Raw genomic sequence first — 14,459 nt, forward strand, 5'->3', positions numbered from 1 at the left:
GCCGCCGGGATTCCGCGCGCCTCCGGCCCGCAATCGGTCCGCTTTCCTCCCGCCTCCCTCCCGCATCCCCGCCTAACGGGCGCCGGTGATCGCCGCTTGCGGCTGGCGGTTGTGACGCGCCAGCGCGATGGCGTTGCGCAGCGCCTCCTCGGTCACCGGCTTGGCGATGTGGTCGTCCATCCCCGCCGCCAGGCACGCCATGCGGTCCTCGGGCATCGCGTTGGCCGTGAGGGCGACGATGGGAACGTGCGTCGACCCCGCCTCGGCGGCGCGGATCTGCCGCGTGGCCTCCAACCCGTCCATCCCCGGCATCTGGCAGTCCATCAGGATCAGGTCGAAGTGCCCCTCGCTCCAGCGCCGGACCGCCGCTGATCCGTCAGGCGCAACATCGACGGTGCACCCGAGATGCGCGAGCAGCGCCACGACGACCACCTGGTTCACCATGTTGTCCTCGGCCAGCAGGACGTGCACGCCGTGCCCCTGTTCGTGCGCGGCGAACGGCGCCGCCTGGAAGCTGGCACTCGACATGCGCCCCGAAGGCGAGACGCTCCCCCCCACGCGGGCGTTGGCCGGCGCCGCCGGGAGGGCGAGCGTGAGCGTGAAGCACGATCCCGCGCGCACGGCGCTGGTGACGGTGAGTTCGCCCCCCATCATCTCGGCCAGCCGGCGCGAGATCGCGAGCCCCAGCCCCGTCCCGCCGTGCCGACGCGTCGAGGAGCCGTCGCCCTGCGTGAACGGCGCGAAGAGGAGTTCGAGCGTCTCCGCCGTCATCCCGATTCCGGTGTCCTGCACCGAGAACGCAATCGCATCGGTCATGGTGCCCGGTGCGCAAGCGGCGCGACAGGCGCGAATGACCACGCGCCCGCGGTCGGTGAACTTGATGGCGTTCCCCGCGAGGTTGAACAGCACCTGGCGAATGCGGCCGGCGTCGCCCACGACAAGGCGCGGGCACGACGCATCCACCTCGACCGCAAGGTCGAGCCCCACCACGTCGGCGGCGGTGGCCAGCGTCTCGCGCACCTCCTCCAGCAACACGGGGAGGTCGAACACATGCGACTCGATGCTGAGCTTCCCGGCCTCGATCTTGGAGAAGTCGAGGACGTCGTTGATGATGCGCAGCAGCGACTCGCCCGAGGCGCGCAGCATGTGCACGCGCGCCGCCTGTTCCTCGCTAAGCGGGGTATGCAGGAGGAGCTGCGCCATGCCGAGGACGCCGTTCATCGGCGTGCGCAGCTCGTGACTCATCATCGCCAGGAAGTCGCTCTTGGCGCGCGCCCCCTCCTCGGCGCGGTCGCGGGCCACCGCCAGCTGCTCGGCTTGTTCCTTGAGTGCGGCGTGCGTCGCCTCGAGCTTCTGCAGGTACTCCTGCTGGTGGCGCTCGCCCTCGACGCGCTCGGTGATGTTGCGGATCACCGCGCTGTACACCGTATGCCCCTCGAGCGGGACCTCGGAGATCGCGACCTCCACCGGAAGCTCGCTCCCGTCGGCACGGCGGGCGGTCATCTCGCGGCGGCCGCCTAACGTGGGGGTGCGCCGCCCGTCGGCCGCCAGGCGCGCCAGTGCCGCGACGTCGAGCGCCGGGATGTAGGTCGACAAGCGGCCGCCTGCCAGTGGCCCTGCGTTGGCCAGCATGCACTCGGCGGCCACGTTGGCCGACTCGATCGTCCCGGTCGCGTCGAACGTCACCAGCCCGTCGGCCATGGCGTGGAGCACCGCCTGGTAGCGCGCTTCGCGCCCCGAGAGCTCCGTGGTCATCGCCGTGAGTGTGCGATCCACGCGCCGTCCTACGAGCGTGATGCCCACCGCGGTCGCGACGGCGGTGGTGACCAGCAGGGCCAGGAGGGAGTTGGGGAGCAACGGGAGACGCGGCGTCCCGGGCGCCAATGGAACGGCGGGTGCCGACGTCACCGTGACGACGTGAATGGTCACCAGCGCTCCCGCCAGCAGCAACGCCTGCGCCCCGATCGCCAGCCAGATCCTGCGACCGCGCCCGGCGCGTGCCGTGCGCATGCGCTCCATCACCGCGAACGCGGCCAGCGCCGTGAGCGCCTCCATTGCCACCCAGACCAGCCCGAGCGGGACGTGATGCCCCGATGGCAGCGTTGGCTGCGATTGCAGGAAGTGAGGAAACAACGGCCAGATGGACATGGAGCCGAACGGTGACAGCGACGGACCGGCTCATCGCGCTCGGGCGAGCGCCGCTACCAGGGAGTATCGGCATCGCGCCCGCGAAAGCACGCCCCGCAGGCGCAGAACTTCGGGTTAGGACAAACCAACCCGTGCTGCGCTACGACGCTGGCGCCAGGAGGTCAACCAGCGACAGCGCGATCACCTGTGTGGCCCGCATCAACTCGTCGATGTCGCACCACTCGTCGGGTTGGTGCGACAGCTCGAGTCGCCCCGGGCCGTAGGCCACGCACTGCTCGATCCCGCCAATGCGCGTCACGTGCTTGTGGTCGTACGTCCCGGGCGAGGCAACGATCGCGGCCTCGCGCCCCACCGCATCGGCAATCCCCCGCTGGAGCGACGCCACCAGCGGCGACCCCGCCGGGGTGCGCACCGGGTGCACCACCATCAGGTCGCGCATGCTGAAGCGCGCCTCGGGGATGCGGCGCTGCACCTCGGCCAGGAGGTCGGTGACCTCGCCGCGCACCTGCTCGAACGGCTCCTCCTCCAGGAAGCGCCGGTCGAAGATCGCGCTGCAGCTATCGGCCACGCACGGCGACTGCACGACGTGCCCCGCCTGCCCGCCGGTGATGCTGTTGATGTTGAGGGTGGCGTGCCGGGCGCCGGCGGGGACGACCGGCATCGCGGTGATGCGTGCGGCGAGCGAGGGCTGCAGGCGCGCGGCCATGTCGTGCAGGAGTTCCCCCATGTGCTCGATGGCGTTGGCCCCCAGGAAGGGCATGCTCCCGTGCGCGATGCGCCCCTGCGCGACCACTTCGAACCAGTACACGCCGCGATGCCCGATGCAGATGCGGTCCACCTCCAGCGGCTCGGGGATGATGACGTGGTCCACCGTCGCCGAGGTGAGGCGCCCCGCCTGCGCCAGATGCGCGGCCCCCGCCCAGCCGCCGCTCTCCTCGTCGACGGTCCCGCTGATCTCGACGGTCCCCAGGAGCTCCACGCCGGCACGCCGCACACACTCGGCGGCCAGCACCGCGGCAGCGATCCCGCTCTTCATGTCGCTGGCGCCGCGACCGTACAGGCGTCCGTCGATCACCTCGCCCCCGAAGGGATCGCGCGTCCACCCCTCCCCAACCGGAACCACGTCGATGTGGCCGTTCAGATGCACGCACGGACGGTCGTGCACCCCGCGCTTGCGCCCCACCACGTTCACCCGCGGATGAAGGGTGGTGTGCTCCGGCCGACCGGTGGCGGTGTAGTACTCGATGGAGAAACCCAGACGCCGCAGTGTGTCGCCAAGGAACTGCGCGCACTCCTCGTACCGCTCACCCGGCGGGTTCACCGTTGGGATGCGGATGAGGTCCTGGGTGAGGGCGACGATCTCGTCGCGCGCCGCTTCCACGGCTCGCAGCACCGAGTCCCGCGCGGTAGGTTTGCCCATCGAACTCGAAGCCGTGGGAAGCCGGGGAGTGACTGGCGCAGCGAGCGCCAACGCCTGGCGCACGATGCCAGCGACTGGCGCCACATGCGCCGGAGGGATGATGCGCACGTTACCATCTCCGGGACAACACACGAAGCGGATGACGGGCCACGTGCGCGTGCGCCGGGCGACGACGTGCGTGCTCGGGGCGGGGTTCCTCGCGCTGAGCGCCTGCGCCCCCGCGCTTCCGGCGCAGGGTGGGGCAGCGCCGCCTCCAGTACCCAGGTCGTCCACAGGCGGTGGGCTCACCGCCGTCACCGGGCTCAAGGTGGGGCACTTCACCCTGGCCGAGCGCCCCACGGGATGCACGGTCATCCTCGCCGAGCAGGGGGCGGTGGCCGGCGTCGACGTGCGCGGCTCCGCGCCGGGGACGCGCGAGACCGACCTCCTCGACCCGGTGAACATGGTCCCGGCGGTGCACGGGATCCTCCTCACCGGCGGGAGCGCCTTCGGCCTCGACGCGGCCGGTGGAGTGATGCGCTACCTGGAGGAGCACGGCGTGGGCTTCGACACGCGCGTGGCGCGCGTCCCCATCGTCCCCGGCGCGGTCATCTTCGACCTCGGTGTGGGCGACGCCAAGGTGCGCCCCGGCGCCGATTGCGGCTACCGCGCGGCGAGCGCCGCCACTCCGGGGCCGGTGGAGGAGGGGAACGTGGGGGCGGGTGCGGGCGCCACGGTGGGGAAGCTCCTTGGTGGCGCGCGCGCCATGAAGGGCGGCGTCGGCACGGCCGCCATCACGCTCAAGGATGGGCTCACCGTCTCGGCGATCGTCGTGGTGAATGCGGTGGGCGACGTGATTGATCCTTCGACCGGCGCCGTGGTGGCCGGTGTGCGCACCGCCGACGGGAAGGGGTTGGCCGACGCGCGGGCGCTGATCCGTGCGGGTGCCACGCGTCCGTCGGCGCGTGTGGGGGAGAACACGACCATTGGTGTCGTGGCCACGAACGCCGCGCTCACCAAGGCGCAGGCCAGGAAGGTGGCGCAGATGGCGCAGGACGGTATGGCGCGCGCCATCTCTCCCGCGCACACGATGGGGGACGGCGACACGATCTTTGCCATGGCCACGGGTGAGCGGGCCGAGGCGGCCGACGTGACGACGATTGGCGCCCTGGCCGCCGACGTGCTGGCCGAGGCGATCGTGCGGGCCGTGCGCGAGGCGCGGGGGATTGACGGCTATCCCGCGGCGCGCGACCTGGCGCCGGCGCGTTAGGCAGCCGCGCCGCGCGCGTGACGACGCAGCTCGCCCTCCTGCTCGGCTACTCGGCGCTGATGATCGCGCTGGGGGCGTACATTGGGCGACGCGTGCGCAGCACCGAGGGGTTCTTCGTCGCCGGGCGCTCGTTAGGCCCGGGGCTGCTGTTCGCCACGCTGCTGGCCGCCAACATCGGCGCCGGCTCCACCGTGGGGGCGGCCGGGCTTGGCTATCGCGACGGGCTGGCGGCGTGGTGGTGGGTGGGGGCGGCCGGCATCGGGTCGTTGGTGCAGGCGTTCTGGGTGGGGCCGTGGATGCGGCGCGAGGCGGAGCGGCGCGGGCTCAAGACCGTCGGCGACTATCTCGAGCAGCGCTACTCCACCAGCGTGCGGCTCATCGCCACCGTGCTGCTCTGGTTCGGGACCGTGGCGATACTGGCGGGGCAACTGATCGCGATGTCCACGCTTCTCACCGTTGTGGTGGGGATGCCGAAGTGGGTGGGGTGCGTGCTGGGCGGGGTGGTGGTGACGGCGTACTTCACCGCCGGGGGGCTCTTGTCGAGCGCCTGGGTGAACGTCTTGCAACTGACGGTGAAGATGGTGGGGTTTGCCATTGCCCTTCCCTTGGCGCTGGCGCATGCCGGCGGGTGGAGCGGGGTGGTGGCGGCGGTCGATGCGGGGACGGCGGCCGCCCCCCCGCCCGGCGCCGGCTACTGGTCGCTCTGGCAGAACGGCGGTTCGGGGTGGCAGTACCTGGCGCTGCTGGGCCCCGCCTTCGTCATCTCGCCCGGGCTCCTGCAGAAGATCTTTGGTGCGCGCGACGATCGTGCGGTGCGGCTGGGGACGGGGTTGAATGCTGCGGCGTTGCTCGCCTTTTCGTGCGTCCCCCCGATCATGGGGATCATCGCGCGGGCCACGCACCCCGCGCTCGCCTCCGAACAACTCGCCCTCCCGACCCTCCTGATGTACGATGTTCCTGTGGCGGTGGGGACGCTGGGGCTGGCGGCGCTCTTCTCGGCCGAGGTGAGCACCGCCGACGCCATCCTGTTCATGCTTGCCACGTCGTTGTCGCAGGATCTGTATCGCCGCTTCGTGCGGCCGCAGGCGAGCGATGCGCAGGTGTTGCGCGTGGCGCGCCTGGCGGCGATGGCCGGGGGAGTGCTGGGGATCGCGCTGGCGCTGGTGGCGCAGACCATCATCGGGACGCTGTCGTTCTTCTACAGTGTGCTGGGGGTGTGCCTGTTTGTCCCGGTGCTGGCCGGGTTGTTCGTGCGGCGTTTTGCAGCTGCCGAAGCGGTGGCGGCGACTATTGGCGGGATGCTGGTCATGCTCTCGCTGCAGCTCACGGTAGGGGGGCGGGGTGTTGGCGGCGTCACGCCCGCGCTGGCGGGGGTGGTGACGTCGGTGGTCGTGGCGGCGCTCGCGCACCTGGCGTTGCGCCGTCCGGCGGGCCCACAACAGCAAGGGTGAACGGATGAACGACAGGTTCTCGTTAGGCGAGCGCGGGATCGCCATCGTGGGCGCGGGCTCCGGGATCGGCGAGGCGGTGGCGCGGGCCTGTGCACGACAGGGGGCGCGCGTGGCGTGTCTGGACATCAAGTGCGATGCCGCGGAGCGTGTGGCGGCGTCGCTCCTGGAGCAGCATCGCGAGGCGTACGCCGAGGGGCTCGACATCACCGACCCGGTGGCGACGCACGCGGCGCTCGATGCGGCCAAGGAGAAGCTGGGGCGACTCGATCACGTCGTGTGCACCCCCGCCATCAACGTGCGCAAGCCGATTCTGCAGTACACCGAGGAGGAGTTGGACCGCGTGGTGCGCGTGAACGTGAAGGGGAACTTCAACGTGTTGCAGGCGGCGGGGCGCATCCTCACGGCACAGGGGCACGGGAGCATCGTCCTCTTCTCGTCCATCCGTTCGCAGGTGGTCGAGCCCGGGCAGGCCGTGTATGCGGCGACCAAGGCGGCCATCGTGCAAATGGTGCGCACCGCGGCGGCCGAGTTCGCGCCCCGGGGGGTGCGGGTGAACGCGATTGGTCCCGGCGTGGTGGAGACGCCGCTCACCGCCCCCATCAAGGCGAACGCCGACTGGTATGGCGCGTATGCCGCCAAGAATGCGCTGCAGCGCTGGGCGTCGCCGGAGGAGATGGCGTGGCCGACCGTCTTCCTGCTCTCGGATGCCGCCAGCTACATCACCGGCACCGTCCTGTTTGTCGATGGCGGGTGGCTGGCGGTGGACGGGCGCTTCTCGCCGCCGGGAATGGGGGAATAGCGAACGCGATTCGTGGCGTTGCTTCTGGCGGTGGTCCTGCAGGCGGGGAGACCGCGCATGCTCATGGCACAGGCGGTGACATCGGCGCTCACCGGGATTGCACTCCCCGAGGGGATGAAGCTCGATGATCGAGCGTTTCGAGGGGAGGACCGACACGTATCGCATGCGGTTCGAGGGGGGTGCAGGGGGGCGGCTGCTGCATCTGACGGACAAGACTTCGCCGGGGGTGTACCATCTGGGGGTGAGTCGATGCGTACCGGTGAAGCGCGCGCGTAGGAGGGGTCTCCGCGCGTCGCCAATCGATGCGGGCAGTGCACAGGTGCGCGGCCGCAGACCCGCGACTCGCGCCTGCGACTGCGGGGCCCAGGGCCGCACATGACGGGGCGTCAACTGCCGATGCGAAGGGACACCCGCGGGCGCACGGAGCGCAGCCGCATGCGTGGAAGCGCCAGCCACCGCAATCTCACGCTTGACACGCGCTTCACATCGCTGCGTCTTTGCGTCTGCGCAAGCGCGCACGATCGCCCCGCACTTCCGGACGCACATGACCTCGACTGTCGATCGCTGCCAGTTGGCCCCCGGCCTCACCATCGCCCGCACCATCACCGGGCTCTGGCAGATTGCCGACATGGAGCGCGACGGGCGCACGATCGACCTGACGGCGACGGCGCAGGCCATGGCGCCGTACGTCGATGCCGGCTTCACGACCTTCGACATGGCCGACCACTACGGCTCCGCCGAGTTGGTCTCGGGAATCTATCGCGCGCAGGTGGCGCCCGGCGCCGAGGTGCAGCTCTTCACCAAGTGGGTTCCCAGGCCGGGCCCGGTGACGCGCGCCGACGTGCGCGCGGCCGTGGAGCGCGCGTGCGAGCGGCTGCAAGGGCGAACCATCGACCTGATGCAGTTCCATGCGTGGACCTTCGCCGACCCGCGCTGGCTCGATGCCCTCTTCTTCCTCGACGAGTTGCGATGCGAGGGGCTCATCCGCCACCTCGGCCTCACCAACTTCGACACCGCGCATCTGCGCATCTGCCTGACGAGTGGGATCCCGGTTGTCTCCAACCAGGTCTCGTTCTCCCTCGTCGACCGGCGCGCGGCGGGGAAGATGGCGGCGCTCTGCCAGGCGCACGGGGTGAAGCTCCTCGGCTACGGGACCGTGCAGGGGGGTTTCCTCTCCGAGCGCTGGTTAGGCAAGCCCGAGCCCAACTGGGAACAGCTGGAGACGTGGTCGCAGATGAAGTACGGGCGATTCATCCGCACGGCGGGCGGATGGGCGCCGTTCCAGCGTCTACTGGCGACGTTGGATGGCATCGCACGGCGGCACGGTGTGTCGATCGCCAACGTGGCGTCGCGCTGGGTGCTGGAGCAGCCGGCGGTGGGCGGGGTGATCATTGGCGCGCGGCTGGGCGCCAGCGCGCACGTCGACGACAACCTGCGCCTCTTCTCGTTCTCGCTGAGCGCAGAGGACTTGGCGGAGATCGAGGGCGCGACGCGGGCGATGACCATGATCCCCGGCGACTGCGGCGACGAGTATCGCAGGGCGCCGTATCTCACCGCATCGGGCGACCTCTCGCACCATCTCGAGGAGTTCCCGTCGCCGTACGAGGTAGTGTCCGGCGCCGACGGGCGGCGCTCCTGTGTGAGCGGGACGACGTGGGAGACGAGGTTCGGCTACTCGCGCGCCGTGCGACGTGGCGACCGTATCGTGGTGTCGGGGACCACCGCATCTCACGGCGACCGCCTCATTGGCGGGATCGACGCCGCGGCGCAGGCGCACTTCGTGATCGACAAGGTCGAGGGGGCGCTGCGTTCGCTTGGCGCGCGGCTCGACGATGTTGTGCGCACGCGCGTGTTTGTCTCGCGCATGGAGCACTGGGAGGCGGTGGCGGCCGCGCATGGGGAGCGATTCGCGGCGATACGGCCGGCGAACACGCTGGTGCGCGCGGAGCTGGTGGGGGAGGAGTTCCTGGTGGAGATGGAAGCGGACGCGATTGTGGGGGAGGGGTGAATCGGGTGTGCGGGGTGCTGCGTGTGGCGACGTTCGTTGTCGCCTGGCTCGCGTCGGTGCCGCCCGGTCGCGTGCAGGCGCAGGCGCAGGTGCCGGCGCGGGCGCAAGCGCCGGCGCAATCACACGCGCTACCGAAGCCGCCAGCCGCAACGACGCCGGACTCGGCGCGACGCGCGCGCATCGTCCGCGTGGCGCGCGACATCATCCGCACGGCGCGGTTTGCCGCGCTCATCACGCAGAGCGGCACCGCCACCGCTTCGTCGGCGCGCACCATCGACCCCGCCCCTCCCGACTCGGCGATGATGATCCGGTTCGTGACCAACCCCAAGTCGCGCAAGGTTCGCGAGATCGCGCGCGATGCGCGCGTGACGCTGTACTACTTCGATGCCAGGGGGATGCGTTACGCGACGCTTCATGGCGTTGCGCGCGAGGTGCGCGACCCGGCGCGGAAGGCCGCACTGTGGTACGCCGAGTGGACGCCGTTCTACCCGCTGCGGGAGCGCGGGGCGGCGTTGTACGAGATGGTGCCGCGCCGGCTGGAGGTGGTGAGCGAGGCGGACAGCGTGGTGGGGGATCCGGTGACGTGGGGGGTGCCGGGGGTGGGGTTTCGGGCGGCGAAGTACTGATCCTCAGCTACGCGTCAGCGCGAGCGAGCCGAGCTGGCGTAGGACGAAACGAGTTTCGACTGATCAATCGCGATGAACGTGAACGGGGATATCGCGCTCGATGGCTTGTGGACTGCACGCCCTACGCACACTGCGCAGGGATCACATGGAATCCCGTCGGCGCTTTGGCCAAGGTGACACGAGGACGGCCGGAATGTGCGAATGGACGTGGTCGGCGCATCGCTTGTAGGAATGGTCGAGTTCGTCGGCCGCACGGAGATTCGGTGGCGCATGTGCTACTGCACTTTCCCGTTTCCGGGCACCGTTTCGCGCCACTTGCGGCGCGGGCGGCCGAGTGCGCAGGTGAGCACCAGAGGTTTAGTGAGTTCATCGAACGCGTGTTCGAGAAGCAAGATTCTCTGGGCCTGAAACCGTGGAGCGAGTTCGCGTCGGAGAGCGGAATACGAGATACAGCGGTATTCGCTCAATGCATGCGCAGCAAGGATCCTCTTCCCGCTCTCGATCGAGGCGCTCGAATCGGCCGCGCGCTAGGTGTACAAGGCACGCCAACAGTGATCATCAACGGATGGCAGTTCCGAGGAGTGCCACCCGACACGCTCTTCGAAAGGATCGTGCGAGACCTCTTGGCAGGCAGGGCTCCATTCTGAGCGCGCATTTGAGGACGTGTGCGAATACCTAATCTCTCTGCGGCGAAGCGCTGGGCGTGCGTTGCCTCCGCTGTCGTGCTTTCGACATCAGTAGCTACTCCTGTTCGCGCCCAGCCGCCCGAGCTGCGCTTGGGGCGACCATCCGCGGAGTCGATCGAAGGGTTCTCGAAGCTCGGTTCAATCCGTGAGCTTCCCGATGGTAGGGTGGTCGCTCTCGACCTCGCCGAGTGGCGGCTCGTCGTTGTCGACCTCGAGGCGCGACGTATCACCGCCATCTCGCGACGGGGTGAAGGGCCGGGTGAGTACAAGGAGGTCTCCGGCCTGTTCGCAATTGGCGTCGATACAACGATTGTCGAGGATCGACAGTCGGCTCGCTGGCTGGTCATGCGCGGCGGCGAGCTGAGAGGAATGGTTCGTGTGCCTGGGCGCGGTCAAAGAGGTCCGACCATCGTGGGTCTTGCGCGTGATCGCGTTGTCGAAACGGTGACGCATACCGCCGGTCGAGAGACCGGGATTCCCGTTATGCCGATGCGCGAGAACGCGGAGTCGATCGCCGTCGTGCTGTACCCTCGATTCACGTTAGGTCGTGAGGTCGGGCTCGTCGGAGCGGATACGCTTCGAACGCTCCGCGGGCGGTTCGGAGGGCAGCGCAGAATACAGCGTGGAGAGGTGAATGGCGGACCACACTACTACCTGCTCGACAGCCCACTAGGAGTGGAAGAACAAGCGGTAGTCTTCCCCGATGGATGGATCGCCTATGTGCTGGCATCGCCGTATCGTGTGGAATGGCGGACGGCAAAAGGGGCGTCGGTCGTAGGCGCGCCCCTCCCCTTCGTGCCTCGCCCCGTCACGGAGGAGATGAAGCGAGCCGCAATTCGGCGACTTTGGCCCAAGCGGAGCCTCGATGTCATCCGCCCGAGCGAGTACCCGGGTTGGCCAGCAACATTGCCGCCATTTCCGAACGAAGCCGCGTTGGCTGCGCCTGACGGTCAGGTCATCATCGAGCGTTTTTCGCTCCCTGGGGATCGCGTCCGACGTTACGACATAGTTGACCGAAGCGGCGCGCTGACGGCGAGGCTAGTACTTGACGAGCGCCAGCGGTTGCTCGGGTTCGGCAAGCGTACCGCCTACGTGGCCTACAAGGATGATGACGACCTCGAGTGGTTGCAGCGGTTCGACTGGCCTTGAAGGGGCGCACGCCAACAGTGGTATTCGTGGTCAGGAAATCGGAGGAAATCGGGGTCAGAGTCACCGAGAAACTACTTGAAGGGGGTCAGAGTCATCGAACCAAATTCTCGCTGACTCTGACCCCAGTTCAGAGTCCGCGAAGCAAATTCTCGCTGACTCTGACCCCAATTCGGCCCCCCAACTCGCCCCCCCCACCCCGCACGCCCCCCCCGTGACCACCCTGAACAGGGCCTGCCTGCCCCCCGCTCAAAGACTCGCATCGAAGTCCAGCACTTGAATGGGGTCAGAGTCACCGAACCAAATTCTCGGTGACTCTGACCCCGATTTGGCCGCTGACCCCGGTTTGGCCGCCGATTTGGCCGATTCCCCCCCACCCCCCCCCACCCCCGCCACCCATGACCACCCTCGACTGGGCCTACCTGCGCCCCGGCTGAAACACCTGCATCGAAACCCAGGAGTTCCTGGGACGGAAGAAGGTGGCGCTCGGCCCGACCGAAGACGCCAAGAAGAAGCGGTATGACGCCGTGGCGGTGAAGGAGGTGCTGAAGGGGATCGAGGTGATCGTCTCGATGAAGGGGAAGCGCTTCGTGAAGCTCGACCTCAAGCGGGGAAAGGTCTCCGACGCCGACATCCATGCGGCAATCCTGGGGCCGTTCGGGACGCTGCGCGCGCCCACGCTGCGCAAGGGAAAGACGCTCATCGTCGGCTTCAACGAAGACGAGTACCGGAAGCTGTTCAAGTAGACGAATCGCGCACGAGCGTCCATCATAGGGCGCTCGTCGTGCGTTGGTCGCAACTGCCAGCTCCGTATTTCCCTCACCCCCATCCACCCACCCCCCATGTCACCGCGCGGCGCCTCGCCCTGGTCGATCGTCGCTGCCGTGCTGGCGGCATCGGCCCTCTCCCTCGCGACGCTGCAGGCGCCGCGCTTCACCCCCGTGCAACCCACGCTCTTTGCGGCTGGCGGGACCTTCACGAACGCCTGGGCGGACTACGACGGCGACGGTGACGTGGACTTGTTTGTGGGGTTCAATGGCGCGCCCAACCGCCTGTATCGCAACGACGCCGGCACCTTCAGCGACGTCGCCGCGCAAGCCGGCGTGGCCGACGCGCGAGCGACGCGCGCGGCGGCGTGGGGCGATGTCGATGCGGACGGCGATCCGGACCTCATGGTCGGCTTCACCGCGGGAGCCGGCGGCGTGCTGCGTCTCTATCGCAACGATGGCGGTCGCTTTGCCGACATCACCCGCGACGCGGGCATCGCGATCGACTCGGGGGCGGTGCGCCAGCCGGCCTTCGTCGACTATGACGGCGACGGCGACCTCGATCTCTACGTGGCCTTCCGCGACAAGCCCAACGTCCTCTTCCGCAACGACGGCGCGCGTTTCACCGACATCGCTCCCTCGTTAGGCCTGGCCGACGCGCGCAAGAGCGTGGGCGCCACCTGGTTCGACATGGACGGCGATGGCGACCTGGATCTCTACCAGGGGAACATGGACGGCGACGCGAACGCGCTCTGGCGCAACGACGGCGCGCGCTTCACCGACATCGCCGAGCAGGCCGGCGTGCAATGGGGCGCTCGAGCGCCGAACGACAAGTCGAAGGGGACGGTGCGCACCTGCGTGGCCGACATCGACGGCGACGGACGCCTCGACCTCATCGCCGCCAACTACGGGACCAACGGTCTCTTCCTCAATCGCGGCAACGGTCGCTTCGAGGACGTGAGCGCGGCGTGGGGCGTCAACATCGACTCGCACTTCGACAGCTGCGCCCCGGCGGACGTCGACAACGACGGGCGCATCGACCTGTACATCAACGGCACCGTGACGGGGGGCAAGAGCTACCGCGACTACCTGCTGCGCAACACCGGGGCGCGCTTCGAGGACGTCACGCCCGACACGCTCGAGGCGCTGGAGTCGGATCACGGCGCGCAGTGGGCAGACTACGATGGCGACGGCGACGCGGACCTTGCGCTCACCGGCGTGCAGCCGACGGGGATGCACTACCTGCTACGCAACGACCTCGACCCCGCGTTGCACGCGCGTGCGCTGCGCGTGCGCGTGCTCGACGCCAAGGGGCACGCGACGCGCGCCGGCGCCACGGTGCGCGTGAGCCGCAACGGTATACCACAAGGCGCCTGGTTGGTCGATGGCGGCTCGGGATACGACTCGCAGAACGACATTCCGCTCCTCATCACCCTGCCCAGCGCGGCGCCGGTCGACCTCGAAGTCACCGCGCCATCGGCGACGGGCCGCTCCCGCACACGACTCCAGCGCATCGACCCCGCGAAGTACGCCGGCCGCACGCTCGAGATCCGTCTCCCCTGACACGATTCCATGAAGCCCGTCGCCATCACCATCGGATCGCTGCGCTTCACCGCACGCTTCGAGCACGAGAAGGCCCCCGTCACCTGCGCGGCATTCGCCGCCATCCTCCCCTTCGAGACACAACTGGTGCAGGCGCGCTGGAGCGGTGAGGCGGCGTGGGCGCCGTTAGGCGACTACCAGCTCGGCGTCCCGCCGGAGAACGCCACCTCGCACCCGTCGCGCGGCGACATTCTCTTCTACCAGGCGGCGGCCTCCGAGACGGAGATCCTCTTTCCGTACGGCAGTTGTTGCTTCGCCTCCAAGGTGGGGCAGCTGGCCGGCAACCACATGCTCACGCTGACGAGCGGGCAGGAGCTGCTCCCCGAACTCGGCCGACGCGTGTTGTGGGAGGGCGCCCAGCCCATTCGCTTCGACTTCGCGGACGAGTAGAACGCGCGATCGCCGCCGCTGGAACTCCCGCGACGACGCTCGTCGAACGGTCGAGGTCGCACGGCGCGGCTCGCTCGGCAACCGGCGAGCTTCGTGAGCCAACCTTTCGGTCCCGACGGGCTGTCCAACCGTCGGTGTCGTTCGCGGCCCAGCGTCTCCCCCGCGTT

At 69.1% G+C, this 14,459-nt stretch carries 12 protein-coding genes; 10 read left to right on the top strand and 2 right to left on the bottom strand.

The window, feature by feature from the left end; genetic code table 11:
* Positions 1-72: 72 nt before the first annotated feature.
* On the bottom strand, positions 73-2,148 hold the full coding sequence (locus IT359_14310) for a response regulator (GenBank protein MCC6930154.1): 2,076 nt from the start codon (positions 2,146-2,148) through the stop codon (positions 73-75).
* A 139-nt stretch (positions 2,149-2,287) separates the two neighbouring features.
* Positions 2,288-3,568: an acetylornithine deacetylase/succinyl-diaminopimelate desuccinylase family protein gene (locus IT359_14315; GenBank protein MCC6930155.1), complete on the bottom strand. Its 1,281-nt coding sequence runs from the start codon at positions 3,566-3,568 to the stop codon at positions 2,288-2,290.
* Between the two features lie 139 nt (positions 3,569-3,707).
* Between IT359_14315 and IT359_14320 the strand changes: the two genes are divergently transcribed.
* The 10 genes from IT359_14320 (at position 3,708) to IT359_14365 (ending at position 14,292) form a co-directional block, all read left to right on the top strand.
* Positions 3,708-4,817 (top strand): P1 family peptidase, encoded by a 1,110-nt coding sequence (locus IT359_14320; GenBank protein MCC6930156.1) that lies wholly within the window; start codon positions 3,708-3,710, stop codon positions 4,815-4,817.
* A 17-nt stretch (positions 4,818-4,834) separates the two neighbouring features.
* Positions 4,835-6,268, top strand: coding sequence for a sodium:solute symporter family protein (locus IT359_14325; protein MCC6930157.1), 1,434 nt, complete (start codon positions 4,835-4,837; stop codon positions 6,266-6,268).
* Positions 6,269-6,272: 4 nt separating this feature from the next.
* On the top strand, positions 6,273-7,067 hold the full coding sequence (locus IT359_14330; GenBank protein MCC6930158.1) for an SDR family oxidoreductase: 795 nt from the start codon (positions 6,273-6,275) through the stop codon (positions 7,065-7,067).
* Positions 7,068-7,611: 544 nt separating this feature from the next.
* Entirely contained in the window at positions 7,612-9,075 is a 1,464-nt protein-coding gene (locus tag IT359_14335; protein MCC6930159.1) for an aldo/keto reductase, read from the top strand.
* A gap of 23 nt (positions 9,076-9,098) precedes the next feature.
* Positions 9,099-9,701, top strand: coding sequence for a pyridoxamine 5'-phosphate oxidase family protein (locus tag IT359_14340; protein ID MCC6930160.1), 603 nt, complete (start codon positions 9,099-9,101; stop codon positions 9,699-9,701).
* A gap of 263 nt (positions 9,702-9,964) precedes the next feature.
* Positions 9,965-10,348, top strand: coding sequence for a thioredoxin domain-containing protein (locus IT359_14345; GenBank protein ID MCC6930161.1), 384 nt, complete (start codon positions 9,965-9,967; stop codon positions 10,346-10,348).
* A gap of 204 nt (positions 10,349-10,552) precedes the next feature.
* The gene (locus IT359_14350) at positions 10,553-11,536 is read left to right on the top strand and encodes a hypothetical protein (GenBank protein ID MCC6930162.1); all 984 of its coding nucleotides are present in this window, start codon (positions 10,553-10,555) and stop codon (positions 11,534-11,536) included.
* 476 nt (positions 11,537-12,012) lie between these two features.
* Positions 12,013-12,279 (top strand): hypothetical protein, encoded by a 267-nt coding sequence (locus tag IT359_14355; GenBank protein ID MCC6930163.1) that lies wholly within the window; start codon positions 12,013-12,015, stop codon positions 12,277-12,279.
* Between the two features lie 96 nt (positions 12,280-12,375).
* Positions 12,376-13,863, top strand: a complete 1,488-nt coding sequence (locus IT359_14360) for a CRTAC1 family protein (protein ID MCC6930164.1) — start codon at positions 12,376-12,378, stop codon at positions 13,861-13,863.
* Between the two features lie 9 nt (positions 13,864-13,872).
* On the top strand, positions 13,873-14,292 hold the full coding sequence (locus IT359_14365) for a DUF3830 family protein (protein ID MCC6930165.1): 420 nt from the start codon (positions 13,873-13,875) through the stop codon (positions 14,290-14,292).
* The last annotated feature ends 167 nt before the right edge of the window (positions 14,293-14,459 follow it).

Source organism: Gemmatimonadaceae bacterium (assembly GCA_020852815.1).
GTDB lineage: Bacteria > Gemmatimonadota > Gemmatimonadetes > Gemmatimonadales > Gemmatimonadaceae > SCN-70-22.

Excerpts from the sequence above, each read along its gene's own strand:
- IT359_14335 (MCC6930159.1), top strand. The coding sequence starts at position 7,612 with ATGACCTCGACTGTCGATCGCTGCCAGTTGGCCCCCGGCCTCACCATC.
- IT359_14310 (MCC6930154.1), bottom strand. The coding sequence starts at position 2,148 with ATGTCCATCTGGCCGTTGTTTCCTCACTTCCTGCAATCGCAGCCAACG.
- IT359_14320 (MCC6930156.1), top strand. The coding sequence starts at position 3,708 with ATGACGGGCCACGTGCGCGTGCGCCGGGCGACGACGTGCGTGCTCGGG.
- IT359_14365 (MCC6930165.1), top strand. The coding sequence starts at position 13,873 with ATGAAGCCCGTCGCCATCACCATCGGATCGCTGCGCTTCACCGCACGC.
- IT359_14330 (MCC6930158.1), top strand. The coding sequence starts at position 6,273 with ATGAACGACAGGTTCTCGTTAGGCGAGCGCGGGATCGCCATCGTGGGC.
- IT359_14360 (MCC6930164.1), top strand. The coding sequence starts at position 12,376 with ATGTCACCGCGCGGCGCCTCGCCCTGGTCGATCGTCGCTGCCGTGCTG.
- IT359_14315 (MCC6930155.1), bottom strand. The coding sequence starts at position 3,568 with ATGGGCAAACCTACCGCGCGGGACTCGGTGCTGCGAGCCGTGGAAGCG.